Source organism: Ruegeria sp. BE9 (genome assembly GCF_056538765.1).
Map to the genome: position 1 here is coordinate 45,197 of NZ_JBQFTS010000008.1, position 14,452 is coordinate 59,648.

Consider the following 14,452-nt stretch of genomic DNA (forward strand, 5'->3'; position numbering starts at 1 on the left):
GCTATTCTACGGTCGAGCAGTAATCAGGAAATTCGGAATGCGTAAGTGCATAGGTGGCGTTATGACCGCCGCATTATGGGCATCCATTGTGCAGGCGGAATCTCTTAAAACACCGGATGGACCCGTGTCCATTCAATTGGCCTCGGCAGATATAACGGTGTCCCTTCGGCCCGTTGTGCGGCCATCAACTAAGGAGTACCGGGTGTCGACCGAAGGAAACGCACGGTTTCAGGCGTGGTTGGGGGCGTTTAGAGAACGTGCCTTGGAACAGAGTATTTCAACGTCCACGCTGGACCGGTCTTTGGCCGGTCTGACTTATGACAAGAAGATCACCGAACGCGATCGCAATCAGGCAGAGTTCTCAAAGCCGATTTGGGAGTACCTGGACGCCGCTGTTTCGGACACGCGCGTCACCAACGGTCGCGCCGGTCTGGAACGATATCAGACGACGCTAAATCAGATCGAGGCGCAATACGGCGTCGAAAAAGAGGTGGTGACCGCAATTTGGGGGCTTGAGACTTCGTTCGGGACGTTCCGCGGAAGCGATCATACCATTCGGTCCTTGGCAACCTTGGCCTTTGATGCACGACGGGCGAAATTCTTTGAAACTCAGCTAATCGCAGCGTTGCAGATCGTTCAGGCAGGGGATGTCAGCCCCGGTGATATGATTGGCAGCTGGGCCGGCGCGATGGGGCACACGCAGTTTATGCCGACCTCTTATCTGGATTACGCGGTGGATTTCGACGGTGACGGTCGACGTGATATCTGGTCCGAAGACCCGACCGATGCGTTGGCTTCTGCCGCGGCTTATTTGGCGAGGCATGGCTGGACCAAGGGGCAGCCTTGGGGGGTTGAGGTTCGTCTGCCCGAAGGGTTCGATTATGCCACCGCCAAGCGAAACTATACCTTATTGCCCTCTGACTGGGCTGCGCGCGGGGTTGTCGACCGCAATGGCAAGCCCGTCCCTGATCATGGGTCCGCGGCCATCCTGCTGCCCGCGGGCGGGCAGGGCGTGGCGCTGATGATCTTCGACAATTTCGGGGTGATCGAAAAGTATAACGGTGCAGACGCCTATGTGATTGGGGTCGGTCACCTGTCTGATCGACTGGCCGGACGTACTCCGTTTGAGGCAGAGTGGCCGCGCGGCGACCGGGTGTTGAGTTTTACAGAGAAAAAGGAACTGCAAACCCGCCTGACCGAGGCAGGGTTTGACACTCAGGGTGTCGACGGTCGCACAGGGCCGAACACGACCAATGCCGTTCGGGAATATCAGCTGGCACAAGGGCTGTTACCGGACGGGTATGCTAGTTTGAAGCTTTTGGAACGTTTGCGCTGAATTCTAAAAAAGGGCCGAACCGTCAACGTTGTTCTGACATCTTAGTCAGAACAGTTTGGTCACGGCTGCCATTCTCTTGTGAGTTCCCGCCACTGCCATTGTCGTCATTCTCATAGGCCCCAAGTGTGCATCAAAGTGATGAGGCCGCACTATGATTGATGACGCACCACAGCCAGCTCAGTACTATAACGAACGCAGCATCTGGACCTTGGATCCGACGTCAACGGACAAGGAAGTCTATGATGTCTTTGCCTTGGACGTAGCCAAACTCGTGCGGCTGCTGGACGAAAACGAACCCCTTATGTCTCGGGACGTTTACGCAAGGTTGTTCGCGTCGTTGTTAGAGTTGTCCAGGGTATTGGGAGAGTACGAAGACAGTTGGAGCCGGGGTTACCAAACACCGTAGAAAAAGTGCGTGTGCTTTGCGGTAGCCTCTAACGGCGACTACAGCAAAAAGGGGTGGCTATTGAGACCACCCCTTTTCTTATTGAAGTCCTGCAAACTGCCTTAGGACGCGGCCTTCATAAGGCCTTGGGCAATGATCTCAGCCTGAGCTTCATCCAGCGACTTGTGGATACGGACGAACATTTCATCGATATCCGCAGGGGTCAGGACCAGCGGTGGTGAGATGATCATCCGATCGCCAACATGGCGCATGATCAGGTTGTTGGCAAAGCAGCGGTCCCGGCAAATATAGCCGACTGTACCGGGCTCGGACGCGAACTTGGCGCGGCTGGCCTTGTCTGGGGTCAGAGCGATTGAAGCCATCATGCCAACGATCTTGGCCTCACCCACCAGCGGGTGGTCGGCCAACGCTTCCCATTTCTGTTTCAGGTAGGGCGCGGCGACGTCGCGGACGTGCTCAACGATCTTTTCCTCTTCGAGGATACGAAGGTTTTCCAGCGCTACAGCCGCCGCAACCGGGTGACCAGAATAGGTGTAGCCGTGGTTGAACTCGGTGCCTCCGATGACCTCGGCGATCTCGTCATTGACGATGGACCCGCCGATGGGTGCGTAGCCCGAGCTAAGGCCTTTGGCGATGGTCATGATATGTGGCTTGATACCAACAGTTTCAGATCCGAACCAATTGCCGGTACGGCCAAAGCCACAGATCACCTCATCCGCGATCAGCAGAATATCGTACTTGTCGCAAATCCGCTGAACTTCGGGCCAGTAGGTATCAGGCGCCACGATCACGCCACCTGCACCTTGCACGGGTTCTGCGATAAAGGCCGCAACGCGGTCTTCGCCCAGTTCGAGAATGGCTTCTTCCAGCTCGCGTGCGCGGGCCAAGCCGAACTCTTCGGGGGTCATGTCGCCACCTTCAGCCCACCAGTTCGGCTGATTGATGTGGTGGATGTTCGGGATCGGAATGCCGCCCTGTGCGTGCATCCCGGCCATTCCGCCCAATGATGCCGAGCCGACAGACGAGCCGTGATAAGCGTTTTTTCGGCTGATGATGATATTCTTGTCGGGCTGGCCTTTCTCGGCCCAGTAGGTGCGCACCAAGCGGATATTGGTGTCGTTTGCTTCGGACCCGCCTCCAGCAAAGAAAACATGGTTCAGATCACCCGGCGCGAGCTCGGCCAGTTTTTTGGCCAGCGCAATAGCGGGTACGTGGGTCGTTTTGAAGAAGGTGTTGTAGTAGGGCAGCTCGCGCATCTGGCGCGCAGCGGCATCTGCAAGCTCATCGCGGCCATAGCCGATGTTAACGCACCAGAGACCTGCCATAGCGTCGAGAATCTCTTCGCCTTCGCTGTCTGTCAGGTACACGCCATTGGCGCGGGTGATAACGCGGGCACCTTCCCTGCCTAATGATCCGTTTGCGGAAAACGGGTGCATGTGATGTGCCGCGTCCAGTGCCTGTAGCTCGGCAGTGGGCATATGATTTGTGATGGTGGACATCCGAGAATCTCCTGAAAGAGCGATTGGCGATCACAATATGATCAAATTTTTTTCTGTCAATCGAATCGCGTCAATCTATCGGTTTGACGCGGCCTCAAGCATCAGTTCCATGCCTTGTTCAATGTCCTGAGCAGTTGCTTTTGCCACCTTTTCCGCATCCCGAGTCCGCAGACCGGTAATGATGTCTTTGTGGCGATCCGGCAGGCTTTGCGTTCCGAATCGGCCGCAAACTACCCGAAGCGATGGCCCAAATCTGAGCCAGAGCCTTTCAGCCAGATCTTGCAAAACCGGAGCATCGGCATGCGCATAAAGCGTCTCGTGAAAGCTGTGGTTCAAATGGAGGTAGCCACCAACATCGCCATCCGCGATCATTCGGTCCAGTTGCTGATCTATACGCTCTAGGTGATCAACGTCATGATCGGTCATCTTCACCGCTGCGCGTCGTGAAAGTTCTGATTCTATTGATATTCTCGCAAAAATTACCTGCTCGACGTCACCACCGGACAAGAGCGGTACACTAACCCTTCGGTTGCCCTGAAACACCAACGCGCCATCCGAAATCAAACGCCGAATCGCCTCGCGTACCGGGGTCATCCCAACGCCTAGCGAATCAGTTAAACCTTGTATTGTGACGGGCTGACCTGGAACCAGTTCCCCGTACATGATCATCGATTTGAGGGTTTGATAGACCTGCTCATGAGCTGGGCGTTTGCCTGCTTCGGTATTGGTGTCCGTTGCCTTATTTTTGATCAAATCCAATTGGTTTGCCTTGTATCGAGTGATGCTGACTTGCCAGTTGCCAGACGTTTTGAAACCATACTCGGGATCGAGGGAAAACGCAAAACTTGATCAAATCTAAAAAAACGGGAAAATACCCGCATACTTGCAGGGAGAAAAAAAATGACACTCAAAACGCTGACACTGACAGCGGTACTCGCATTGGGGACTTCGGTGGCCTTCGCCGAAGAGGTGCGAGTTTACAACTGGTCCGACTATATCGATGAGGACCTTCTGAAGAAGTTCGAAGAAGAAACCGGCCTGACGCTGATCTACGATGTGTTTGACAGCAACGAGGTTCTAGAGACCAAGATGCTTGCCGGTGGTTCTGGTTATGACGTGGTGGTTCCGTCAGGCACGTTTCTTCAGCGCCAGATCCAGGCCGGAGCGTTTCAGGAACTGGACACGTCCAAGCTGTCTAACGCAGGCAACCTCTGGGACGTCATTCAGGATCGCACCGCTGGATATGATCCAAGCAATGCCTATTCGATCAACTATATGTGGGGCACCACGGGTATCGGCGTGAACGTGGACAAGGTGAAAGAAGCCTTGGGTGATGATGTTGCGTTGAACAGCATGGACCTGGTTTTGAAGCCAGAGAACATGGAAAAGCTGGCCGCGTGCGGTGTGCATTTCCTAGATGCTCCGGCCGAAATGATTCCGATGACCTTGCAGTACATCGGCGAAGATCCTGACAGCCACGACCCAGACGTCATCAAAAAAGCCGAAGAAGTTCTGGTTAGCGTTCGTCCGCACATTCAGAAGTTTCACAGCTCGGAGTACATTAACGCGCTGGCAAACGGTGATATCTGCGTAGCCGTCGGTTGGTCAGGTGACATTCTGCAAGCGCGGGATCGGGCTGCTGAGGCAGAAAATGGCGTGAACATTGAATATCACCCATTTGCCGAAGGCTCACTGATGTGGTTCGACCAGATGGCAATTCCGGCGGATGCGCCAAACCCAGAAGGTGCGCATAAATTCCTCGACTTCATTCTGGACGCCAACAACATGGCTGCCGCATCGAACTACGTGTACTACGCCAACGGCAACAAGGCGTCACAGGAGTTTCTTGCAGAAGACGTGATCGGGGATCCGGCGATCTATCCCGATGATGCGACCATGCAGAATCTCTACATCACGACGCCTTACCCGTCGAAAACACAGCGCGTCGTGACGCGCATGTGGACCAAGATCAAGTCGGGCACCTAAGCAGGCTGTTTGTGCAGGGCGATAGGTGTCGCCCTGCACCCTTTTCCAGACCAATGTACGGGGGCCGTTTTGAACTCTGACGTCTTTGCGCCGTGGGATGACCCACAGGCGAAACCCTTGATCCAGTTCCAGAATGTAACCAAGCGGTTCGGCGATTTTACGGCCATCGACAACTTGTCTCTGGGTATCTACGAACGTGAATTCTTTGCTTTGCTGGGGCCATCGGGCTGCGGCAAAACCACCATGATGCGGATGCTGGCCGGGTTTGAAAAGCCGACCGATGGGCACATCCTTTTGGGTGGTCAGGACATCGACCCGATTCCACCGAACAAACGGGCGGTGAACATGATGTTCCAGTCCTACGCGCTTTTCCCGCACCTTAGTATTTGGGAAAACATCGCCTTTGGCCTGCGCCGGGACAATATGCCCAAGCATGATCTGCAGGATCGGGTCGAAGAGATGTTGCGACTGACCCGGTTGGAACAATTCGCCCGCCGCAAGCCGCACCAAATTTCAGGTGGTCAACGTCAGAGGGTGGCGCTGGCACGGTCATTGGCGAAAGCGCCGAAATTGCTGCTGCTGGATGAGCCTTTAGGGGCGCTGGACAAGAAACTGCGGCAAGACACGCAGTTCGAACTGATGGATATTCAGGAAAAAACCGGAACGACTTTTGTAATTGTGACACACGACCAAGAAGAGGCAATGACTGTTGCCAGCCGTGTGGCTGTAATGGATCAAGGCCAGCTGATGCAGGTCTCGACCCCGGATCGTATTTATGAAAACCCGAGTTCCGTTTACGTCGCGGACTTCATTGGTGATGTGAACATCATCGAAGGCCGTGCGACGGCAAATGGCGAAGAGACCTATCAGATTGATTGGGCCGAAGGGCAGGCCCCGCTGACCGCGACTTCAGCGAACGGTTTTTCGAACGGTCAGTCATGCCATTTGGCGATCCGGCCCGAGAAGGTTACGATTTCAGCCGACCGCCCGGCAGATGCAATAAACGCGGTTCAGGGCAAGGTTCATGACATCGCTTATCTGGGCAACCTTTCCACTTATCACGTTGAGCTGCCAAACGGCACAATCATCAAGGCGCAGACGGCCAACACGCGCCGCATCTCGCGTCGGTCGTTCACATGGGAAGACCCGGTCTGGCTGTCGTGGACAGCAACGGCCGCGGTTCTGCTGGCAAACTGATGCGCCGCGCGTTCCTGATTGCCGTTCCTTATGTCTGGCTATTGGCGCTGTTTCTGGTGCCGTTCTTCATCGTTCTGAAAATCTCGCTCTCGGATACAGAGCTTGCCATCCCGCCTTACACACCGACCCTGGACTTGTCGCAGGGATGGGCGGGGATCAAGGATTTCTTCAGCCAACTGGACTTTGAGAACTTTGTCTGGCTGACCGAGGACGATTTGTACTGGAAAGCCTACCTGTCCAGCGTCAAGATAGCCGTCATCTCAACCTTTCTGACGTTGTTGGTTGGATACCCGATCGCCTATGGCATGGCGCGCGCGCCGGTCGAATGGCGGCCGACGCTGATGATGCTGGTGATCCTGCCTTTCTGGACCTCATTCCTAATCCGCGTCTATGCGTGGATGGGGATTCTGTCGAACGAGGGCTACCTGAATCAGTTGCTGCTGTGGACGGGCATTATTTCGACCCCGTTGACCATTCTAAATACCAACACAGCCGTCTATATCGGCATCGTTTACACCTACCTCCCATTCATGATCCTGCCGGTCTATTCGTCGTTAGAGCGAATGGACGGCTCGCTCATTGAGGCAGCCGAAGACTTGGGCTGTTCGCGACTGCAAGCCTTTTGGCTTGTGACTATCCCGCTATCGCGCCCCGGTATCATCGCGGGCTGCTTCCTTGTGATGATCCCGGTGATTGGCGAATTCGTTATTCCCTCGTTGCTGGGTGGCTCGGGCACGCTGATGATCGGTAAGGTCTTGTGGGAAGAGTTCTTCTCGAACCGCGACTGGCCCGTGGCCAGCGCCGTGGCCGTCGTTCTGTTGTTGATCCTCGTGGTGCCAATCGTGTTGTTCCAGCGCAACCAGCAAAAGCAGACGGAGGCAGAGCAATGAACAGAATGAGTTGGTTCAACGCGGTTTCTCTGACACTGGGATTTGCGTTTCTATACATCCCGATGATCATCCTGATCATTTACAGCTTCAATGCCGGAAAACTGGTAACTGTCTGGGCTGGCTTTTCGACCAAATGGTATGGGGAGCTTGCCCAAAACGAGGCGTTTTTGGATGCGGCTTGGGTAACGATCCGCGTGGCGGTGTTTTCCTCGACGCTGGCCACCATTTTGGGAACAGCCGCGGCCTATGTGCTGGTCCGCGGCGGACGGTTCTTTGGCCGAACGCTGTTTTCAGGCATGATCTACGCTCCGCTTGTGATGCCAGAGGTGATCACAGGTTTGTCACTGTTGTTGTTGTTCATTGGAATCGGCTTGGATCGCGGCATCCTGACAATCGTTTTGGCACACACGACTTTCTCGATGTGTTTCGTCTCGGTCGTCGTGTCCTCGCGCCTCGTGACATTTGATCAGTCGCTTGAAGAGGCCGCGCTGGATCTGGGTTGCTCTCCTGCACAGGCTTTCCGGCTTGTGACCTTGCCAATCATCGCACCCGCAGTGATTTCCGGCTGGCTGTTGGCCTTTACCTTGTCGTTGGATGACCTGGTGATTGCGTCGTTTACTTCTGGCCCGTCCGCTACGACCCTGCCGATCAAGATTTTCTCGGCTGTGCGTTTGGGGGTCAGTCCTGAAATCAATGCCTTGTCGACGATTATGATCGCCGTGGTGACGATAGGTGTCATTACCGCTTCGTTAGTAACGAAACGTGCGATGATGCGGCAAAAGCAGGATGAAATGGCGGCTGCGCGTACCGAATGAAACGCCTTTTCCCAGACTACACTTATGGGGCCGGTCCACGGGAAGGATGCTGGTGGGATGAAACCATCGACAGCCCGGACTGGCCGGTTCTGCAGAGTGATCTGCGCGCTGACGTCGCTATCATTGGCGGCGGTTTCACGGGCGTTTCAGCCGCAAAGCACTTGGCCAAAGCTGGTGTGTCCGCCGTTGTTCTCGAGGCTGAAACTCCCGGCTGGGGGGCTTCGGGGCGCAACGGAGGGTTTTGCTGTCTGGGCGGCTCAAAGCTGAACCGTGGTGCCATGACGCGGCGGTTTGGCGAGATTGCGACACAAAGTTATGAGCAAGCTGAACAAGATGCCGTTCGCCTCGTCTCTGACCTTTTGGAGAAACATCAAATTGATGCGGACAGGCACTCGAACGGGGAAACGCAGCTAGCACATAATCCGCGCGCAATGGAAAAGCTTCGCCGGAGTGCCGAGCCGGAAGGTACTGTGCATGAACCCGGTGATCTGCCTGCTCTGGGCTTTGGAGAGGGGTTCTTCGGGGGCTATACCAATCCCATCGGGTTCGGCCTGAACCCAAGGAAGTATCTGTTCGGATTGGCCGGTGCAGCCCAATCCCTTGGTGTGAGCCTGTTCCAAAAAAGTGCAGTGCAAAAGATTGAGGCCACTCAATCCGGATACGAACTGAAAACACCGATGGGTGTTGTCAGGGCGACAAATGTTCTGGTGTGCACAAACGGGTACTCGAGCGAGGACGTGCCCCCCTGGATGGCCAGCCGGTACATGCCGACCCAATCTACAGCGATGGTTACAAGGCCGTTGTCCGATGCCGAATTGCGCGCGCAAGGTTGGACTACGGATCAGATGGCTTATGACACCCGGAATCTACTGCACTACTTCCGTCTGATGCCCGATCGCCGTTTCTTGTTTGGAATGCGAGGCGGACTTCAGTCCTCTGAGCGGGCCGAAGCAGGTATACGCCGCAAGGTTCGGTCAGATTTTGCCCGCATGTTTCCGGCATGGGCGTCTGTAGAGGTGGCCCATATGTGGTCTGGAATGGTGTGCCTGTCCCGGGATTTGCTGCCGTATGTAGGCCCTGTGGAAGGCCATCCCGGCTTGTTCGCCGGGTTTGCATATCACGGAAACGGCGTGGCTATGGGAACTTATTGCGGAGCTGCGTTGGCAAAACTCGCTCTGGGGAGTGAGAGCGGATTGCCAGAACCGATTTCAAGTGTTCCCGGGCGATTTCCTCTTGGGCCTTGGCGGCGCGCTTTGATGCCGCCCGCCTATGCGATGATGGCGCTAGCTGACCTTTGAGGGCTAAAGCGTCGCCAACTCCAGTTCCAAACCTTCAGCATAATCCGGTGCGCCATTTTCTACCCGCCACAGGCAATAGGACGCCATGCGCCACGCATACCAACGGCGCAGCGTTTTAAAACGATCTGTCAACTCGGGATGGTTGTAGGCAGTGAGGAATTGTTCTTCCTCGGTCGCAGTCAGAGGTGCGCCACGGTAGACCTGCTGCATTGCGGGCGACAAGAACAACGCAATGTCCTCACATGGGTCGCCTTGGGCTGGGCATTGCCAGTCAATTAAGGTCAATCCAGAAGATGCAGTCAGGATGTTTCCTGGCACCGGATCACCGTGTATCAGGCATGTCAGCTCCGAGGGTGGAACGTGCTCTGTGGGTCTTAGCGAATCCAGACGATCACGAGCGGGCGACGAGCAGCCATCCAATATGCGCTGCCCGTGGCGTGCCAGATCCGCGCTACCGTTGCAGCCATTTGGGGCCTCAACGCATAGGTCCAGGGCATGCAGCCGCCGTAACAAGGTTGCCACCTGTTCTGGCCCCTCCTTCCACGGTGTTCCCGGAGCGTGATCATAAAACACCCAAAGGCCGCTTTGATGCTGCCCTGTTGCGCGCAAACGGGGTACCAAACCTGTATGCTCCAGGGCCCTTAAACATCGGGCTTCTAATTCGGCATCGTTGCGAAACAGAGGATTGCGAAGAGCGTTGCGATAAAGCTTGAGAACTTTACCACCGTTTTCCCCCAGCACTTTCCAGACCTGATTGGTGCGACCACCATACAAGGTTTGAAACTGCGCCCCAGCTTCAACTAGCCCTTTGCGGCGCAGGCTATCCACAAGATCCAACGGAAGAGAAAACGGGTCAGGCAGAGAGATCACCAATACAAAAAAGCGATTCGCAAGTTGTATTGGTTTGGCCTTTCCAGAGTTACAGATCAAGCTCCGCTGCGGACTGCTGTGACCAATCCTGACGGAACAACCTCGCCACTCTCTAGCGTCAGCAACACTGTGTCTTCTCCAAGCTGCGCTTCGACAACCTTGTTGAAGGTGGCAGCTTGCTGTTCTGACATCAGCTCCTCACCGCTATAGCTTTCTAGCGTTGCTGAGTAGTTCCCAGCGGGTAAGGGGCTGCCGTCAGTTGCGGTTCCTGCCCAGACAAATTCGGTTTCGGTTGTTGGAACCGGGATACGTTCGATCACTGAACCTTCGTTGTTTCTGATCACCATAACTGCACCGTCTGCAGTAGGATCAGCCTGAGCAGATAGGGTCACGGGCTCTCCATCGAACCGAAAGGCCGCTGTCGTTCGGACATCCATGCCGACCCAACCTGCCAACTCTGCCATTCCTACGTTGCCCAACGAGAGCGCAAGGTTTGAGAGGAGGTCATTGGTCTGAACCTGTTGTTCTACCATCGAGAACTGCGCCAGTTGCGCGGCGTATTCGGACGAATCCAGCGGCTCCAAAGGATCCTGATGCCGGGCCTGGGCAGTTAACATTTGCAAAAACGTTTCAAAGTCCGAAGCCAGCCCCGACGCACGTGACTGTGCTGCGGTTGTGGTCTGCGTATTGGTCTGGGTCGTAGATTGCGTTGGAGTAATCATGCTCAAATCCTTATGTCGATCCGTCCGTCAACACCCGTGCGCACAGGCGTCAGGCTTTCTTCTGCGATGTGGTCGGTTTGCAGAGGTGAAAACGAGGCAGTGTCATCTGTGTTCGCGTCGTCGTGCCGAGCGTTAGAGGACGTACCGAGATCAAGGGACAAATTGCCCATGCCGAGATCGCGGAATTCGGCCTCAAGAACGGACAAGTGGCGCCGCATCATTTCAAGCGTTTCCGGGCGTTCCGCAGTAATGGCCACGTGCAACCCATCGTCCCTGCCATTCAGAACGATCGAAACACGGCCCAATTCTTCGGGGTTCAGTGCAATTTCGATGGCACCCGAATGTGGTCGCGTTGTTATGGCGGCGGCCATTTGGACTGCGATAGCCCGAGCTGTTTCCGCCCGCGCTGACGCTGTTGGAGCCTGAGCGGTATGTGCAGACTCACGGGCTTGGGAGGTTGTTTGCGCTTCTCGGATCGCCTGAACGTCTTCAACTTCGTGAATCGAGGTTGTTTCTGCCTGAGGAACGGTTCCTTCGGTTGCCGAAAGGTGCATCTGAACAAAATGCGTTGCGCGATCGGGCAGAGATGGTGGCCGTGCTGCAAACTCCTGGGTTGTTACAATTCGGGGTATGTCACGATCCGGTTCGAAAGAAGCGCTGAGGTCAGGCATTTCTTTAGGTCGTGCTCCTACCGCTGAGAGAACTGCTATATTGTCTGTTGGTTTGGCATTGGCCGATGGTGCCTCGTTCAGGCGAACGGACCTTTCATTCACCATCTGAAAAGCCGAAGGGGCGAAAGAAGGGGCGGTGCTATTTTGCGCCGCCTTAGTTTCTGTACGGGGAGTGACTGTTGAATCAGGATCAACCGGCCGGACCGATTGTTTGGCCGGATTTTCAACAAGAGTGGCGGGCGTGACAGGTGTCTCGAGTTCCGCTTCCTCTTGAACATTTTCAGGTTGAGGTGTCGCAACTGGTTGCAACTCCTCATTCTGAGCCACAGTGATTTCAACCTCTTCAAATTCAGTTTCGAGGACCGCTACTGCCTCGGTTTCATCGCCAGGCGCCTCGGGGTTCTTTGCCATTTCAACCTGCTGGCTGTCTCCCTCTTCCATGACAGATTGAAACGATGACGGGCGTTGTGAATCACGATCACCCTGGGCACTTGCACCGGGTTTGGCGGCATTGCTTGGCGAGGACAACATAGCTGTAAGAGGGTTGGGCATTTTGCTCCGGCTCCGTTTGTGTGACCGGAAATCTGCCTGCAGGAAGTTACGTTTATTTTAACCGCTTTCGCCTTTGATCCAGAAAGTTCGATGCAAATTTCGGAGAAAGCGATGGAGATTTCCGCAACACCGCAACCCGCTCAGGCAAAGGCAACAACTGAAAGACTGAAAGCCGCAGCCGTCGAGTTGGAAGCGGCATTTTTAACCGTCATGCTGAAGTCCGCAGGATTGGGAGAATCGCGTCAGTCCTTTGGAGGAGGCGCAGGCGAAGATCAGTTTTCAACATTTCTTGTTCAGCAACAGGCAAAGCAGTTGGCAAAGTCCGGTGGCGTTGGCCTGTCCGAAACCTTGTTTCAGTGCATGATGGAGAAAACCAATGCCAACCAAACCTGATACCGACCTGATAAAGACCCTGGAAGACTTTCTGGAGTTGGAAAGGAAAGCCCTTATCGAAGGTGATTTAGACCGGCTGAACCAAATGGCGCCGGAAAAGGAAAAGTTGATCGAAGACGTCAACGAACTGAAAGTCTTCGACAGCGATGAGTTGCTTCGCCTACAGGAAAAAGTGGCCAGGAACCAAGCTCTCTTGAACAGTGCCGCCGAAGGTATTCGGGCCGTGGCGAGTCGCATGGCTGAACTTCGCCGTGTTCGTCAGGAATTCAGTACTTATAGTGCGGACGGTCAACGCAATGGCTTTGTGGTTCGTAGTCACGCCAAACTCGAAAAGCGGGCGTAGCAACGCGTTTGAATCAAATCCGAAATTTCTGACCGTAACGCTTTAGCACTCCGTTAGGGGATCAAGGTCAAAAGTAGTCCTGCACCTGAAACAACAGGTGGCGCGAACAGCCTGACGGTGGATCGCATTGATCAGAAAGACGTCAAAGCCCGCATGTGATGCGGGGTAAGCAAGGGCGCAAAGGGCCCAAACGGAAAAGGAAGAAGCATGTCCAGCATTCTGACCAACAATGGCGCAATGGTTGCGCTGCAGACACTGAAATCGGTCAACAAGAACCTGGCACAGACCCAGAACGCGATCTCGACCGGTAAGGACGTGGCAACCGCAAAGGATAACTCGGCCGTCTGGGCGATCTCCAAAGTAATGGAATCCGACGTCAAAGGCTTCAACGCGATCAAGGACAGTCTGGCTTTGGGTGAATCGACTGTTGCTGTGGCCCGAAACGCTGCAGAAACTGTTACCGACCTACTAACCCAAATGAAGGAAAAGGTTGTTTCGGCTCAGGAAGGCAACGTTGATCGAGCCAAGATCAACGCGGATGTGACCGCCCTGCGCGATCAGATTTCTTCAGTTGTTGGGGCTGCGCAGTTCAACGGGCTGAACCTGGTCAATGGCGGTGCAGGCGCAACGATCCTGTCTTCGCTTGACCGTGACAGTGCGGGTGCTGTGGCACCGAACACAATTTCCGTGGCGGCGCAGGATCTGTCGATCGGTGGTTATACCGCCAAAGCAGTTCTGGCTGGCTCTGACGGCGCGACCACCGATAACGACACGGCCGGTTTCACTATGGATAAGACCGGTGGCAGCGGTGATATCGTGATCGACAGTTCTACGGACAATTTTGCAGTCGGTGATACGATCTCGATCAGTGTTGGTGACCAACAGGTTTCTTACACTGTTCAAGCGAGTGACCTTGAACCGTCGGGGACCTATGACGACGCTTACACTGACGCCCTTGTCGCGGTAGGCCTCAAGAACGAAATCGATGCGCTGGGCATTACCGGCGTGGCGGTCGACTATGACTCGGGTACGCCCAACACTCTGAGCTTTGTGACTGGTACAGCAACGGCTGGTGCTGACGCGGACCGCGATGTGACTGTTTCCGCGCAGTTCACCAACGCAGGCTCAGGTGGGCTTGGTGCATTGAGCTCGATCAACGTTTCGACCTCTGGTGGTGCTGCAGCTGCCTTGGGTACGATCGAAACACTGATTGACCGGTCGATTGATGCCGCCGCGGCGTTTGGTTCGGCGCAGAGCCGTATCGAAACCCAAAGCGAGTTTGTGTCTAAACTGACCGACTCGTTCAAGTCCGGTATCGGTTCGATGGTGGATGCCGACATGGAAGAGACTTCGGCGCGTTTGCAGGCCCTGCAGGTTCAGCAGCAGCTGGCCACTCAGTCGCTGTCGATTGCCAATCAGGCTCCACAGTCGATCCTGTCGCTATTCCGTTAAGTTTCGAACGCGGGTTGGGGCG

At 55.1% G+C, this 14,452-nt stretch carries 15 protein-coding genes; 10 read left to right on the forward strand and 5 right to left on the reverse strand.

Going from position 1 to position 14,452, the window contains the following annotated elements; all coding sequences use genetic code 11:
- Nucleotides 1–37: 37 nt before the first annotated feature.
- On the forward strand, nt 38–1,336 hold the full coding sequence (locus ACR0EO_RS18490) for a lytic murein transglycosylase (protein ID WP_480692291.1): 1,299 nt from the start codon (nt 38–40) through the stop codon (nt 1,334–1,336).
- A 151-nt stretch (nt 1,337–1,487) separates the two neighbouring features.
- Nucleotides 1,488–1,742: a hypothetical protein gene (locus ACR0EO_RS18495; RefSeq protein WP_480692292.1), complete on the forward strand. Its 255-nt coding sequence runs from the start codon at nt 1,488–1,490 to the stop codon at nt 1,740–1,742.
- A 101-nt stretch (nt 1,743–1,843) separates the two neighbouring features.
- Here ACR0EO_RS18495 and ACR0EO_RS18500 read toward each other — a convergent pair whose 3' ends face one another.
- Complete coding sequence (locus ACR0EO_RS18500) at nt 1,844–3,241, reverse strand: aspartate aminotransferase family protein (protein ID WP_480692293.1); 1,398 nt, start codon at nt 3,239–3,241, stop codon at nt 1,844–1,846.
- A gap of 75 nt (nt 3,242–3,316) precedes the next feature.
- Complete coding sequence (locus ACR0EO_RS18505) at nt 3,317–4,000, reverse strand: GntR family transcriptional regulator (protein WP_480692294.1); 684 nt, start codon at nt 3,998–4,000, stop codon at nt 3,317–3,319.
- A 141-nt stretch (nt 4,001–4,141) separates the two neighbouring features.
- Here ACR0EO_RS18505 and ACR0EO_RS18510 point away from each other — a divergent pair, with 141 nt between their 5' ends.
- The 5 genes from ACR0EO_RS18510 to ACR0EO_RS18530 all read left to right on the forward strand — a co-directional run bounded on the left by ACR0EO_RS18510 (nt 4,142) and on the right by ACR0EO_RS18530 (nt 9,427).
- Nucleotides 4,142–5,227 (forward strand): polyamine ABC transporter substrate-binding protein, encoded by a 1,086-nt coding sequence (locus ACR0EO_RS18510; RefSeq protein ID WP_480692295.1) that lies wholly within the window; start codon nt 4,142–4,144, stop codon nt 5,225–5,227.
- A 69-nt stretch (nt 5,228–5,296) separates the two neighbouring features.
- Nucleotides 5,297–6,424 carry an ABC transporter ATP-binding protein gene (locus ACR0EO_RS18515; protein ID WP_480692296.1) on the forward strand — a complete coding sequence of 376 codons (1,128 nt, stop codon included), beginning with the start codon at nt 5,297–5,299 and terminating at the stop codon, nt 6,422–6,424.
- Complete coding sequence (locus ACR0EO_RS18520) at nt 6,424–7,314, forward strand: ABC transporter permease subunit (RefSeq protein ID WP_480692425.1); 891 nt, start codon at nt 6,424–6,426, stop codon at nt 7,312–7,314. Before ACR0EO_RS18515 ends, ACR0EO_RS18520 begins: the two co-directional genes overlap by 1 nt.
- Nucleotides 7,311–8,129: an ABC transporter permease gene (locus ACR0EO_RS18525; RefSeq protein WP_480692297.1), complete on the forward strand. Its 819-nt coding sequence runs from the start codon at nt 7,311–7,313 to the stop codon at nt 8,127–8,129. The genes ACR0EO_RS18520 and ACR0EO_RS18525 overlap by 4 nt, the downstream gene beginning before the upstream one ends.
- Nucleotides 8,126–9,427, forward strand: coding sequence for an NAD(P)/FAD-dependent oxidoreductase (locus tag ACR0EO_RS18530; RefSeq protein ID WP_480692298.1), 1,302 nt, complete (start codon nt 8,126–8,128; stop codon nt 9,425–9,427). Before ACR0EO_RS18525 ends, ACR0EO_RS18530 begins: the two co-directional genes overlap by 4 nt.
- Nucleotides 9,428–9,430: 3 nt before the next feature.
- Here the strand turns inward: ACR0EO_RS18530 and ACR0EO_RS18535 are convergent, their stop codons facing one another.
- From ACR0EO_RS18535 to ACR0EO_RS18545, 3 genes are read right to left on the reverse strand one after another with little or no spacing between them, the layout of a single operon-like run.
- Entirely contained in the window at nt 9,431–10,357 is a 927-nt protein-coding gene (locus ACR0EO_RS18535) for a phosphotransferase family protein (protein WP_480692299.1), read from the reverse strand.
- Nucleotides 10,354–11,019, reverse strand: coding sequence for a flagellar hook capping FlgD N-terminal domain-containing protein (locus tag ACR0EO_RS18540; protein WP_480692300.1), 666 nt, complete (start codon nt 11,017–11,019; stop codon nt 10,354–10,356). The genes ACR0EO_RS18535 and ACR0EO_RS18540 overlap by 4 nt, the downstream gene beginning before the upstream one ends.
- Nucleotides 11,020–11,021: 2 nt before the next feature.
- Complete coding sequence (locus ACR0EO_RS18545; protein ID WP_480692301.1) at nt 11,022–12,242, reverse strand: flagellar hook-length control protein FliK; 1,221 nt, start codon at nt 12,240–12,242, stop codon at nt 11,022–11,024.
- A 111-nt stretch (nt 12,243–12,353) separates the two neighbouring features.
- Here ACR0EO_RS18545 and ACR0EO_RS18550 point away from each other — a divergent pair, with 111 nt between their 5' ends.
- From ACR0EO_RS18550 to ACR0EO_RS18560, 3 genes are all read left to right on the forward strand, one after another.
- The gene (locus ACR0EO_RS18550; protein WP_480692302.1) at nt 12,354–12,635 is read left to right on the forward strand and encodes a rod-binding protein; all 282 of its coding nucleotides are present in this window, start codon (nt 12,354–12,356) and stop codon (nt 12,633–12,635) included.
- Nucleotides 12,619–12,978, forward strand: coding sequence for a flagellar biosynthesis protein FlgN (locus ACR0EO_RS18555; protein ID WP_480692303.1), 360 nt, complete (start codon nt 12,619–12,621; stop codon nt 12,976–12,978). Before ACR0EO_RS18550 ends, ACR0EO_RS18555 begins: the two co-directional genes overlap by 17 nt.
- Before the next feature lie 207 nt (nt 12,979–13,185).
- On the forward strand, nt 13,186–14,430 hold the full coding sequence (locus ACR0EO_RS18560) for a flagellin N-terminal helical domain-containing protein (protein ID WP_480692304.1): 1,245 nt from the start codon (nt 13,186–13,188) through the stop codon (nt 14,428–14,430).
- Nucleotides 14,431–14,452 lie beyond the last annotated feature (22 nt).

Bases quoted from the DNA above. Each gene is read 5' to 3' on its own strand.
- ACR0EO_RS18545 (WP_480692301.1), bottom strand. From the start codon at position 12,242: ATGCCCAACCCTCTTACAGCTATGTTGTCCTCGCCAAGCAATGCCGCC.
- ACR0EO_RS18510 (WP_480692295.1), top strand. From the start codon at position 4,142: ATGACACTCAAAACGCTGACACTGACAGCGGTACTCGCATTGGGGACT.
- ACR0EO_RS18555 (WP_480692303.1), top strand. From the start codon at position 12,619: ATGCCAACCAAACCTGATACCGACCTGATAAAGACCCTGGAAGACTTT.
- ACR0EO_RS18490 (WP_480692291.1), top strand. From the start codon at position 38: ATGCGTAAGTGCATAGGTGGCGTTATGACCGCCGCATTATGGGCATCC.
- ACR0EO_RS18550 (WP_480692302.1), top strand. From the start codon at position 12,354: ATGGAGATTTCCGCAACACCGCAACCCGCTCAGGCAAAGGCAACAACT.
- ACR0EO_RS18525 (WP_480692297.1), top strand. From the start codon at position 7,311: ATGAACAGAATGAGTTGGTTCAACGCGGTTTCTCTGACACTGGGATTT.
- ACR0EO_RS18495 (WP_480692292.1), top strand. From the start codon at position 1,488: ATGATTGATGACGCACCACAGCCAGCTCAGTACTATAACGAACGCAGC.
- ACR0EO_RS18560 (WP_480692304.1), top strand. From the start codon at position 13,186: ATGTCCAGCATTCTGACCAACAATGGCGCAATGGTTGCGCTGCAGACA.
- ACR0EO_RS18500 (WP_480692293.1), bottom strand. From the start codon at position 3,241: ATGTCCACCATCACAAATCATATGCCCACTGCCGAGCTACAGGCACTG.
- ACR0EO_RS18540 (WP_480692300.1), bottom strand. From the start codon at position 11,019: ATGATTACTCCAACGCAATCTACGACCCAGACCAATACGCAGACCACA.
- ACR0EO_RS18530 (WP_480692298.1), top strand. From the start codon at position 8,126: ATGAAACGCCTTTTCCCAGACTACACTTATGGGGCCGGTCCACGGGAA.
- ACR0EO_RS18520 (WP_480692425.1), top strand. From the start codon at position 6,424: ATGCGCCGCGCGTTCCTGATTGCCGTTCCTTATGTCTGGCTATTGGCG.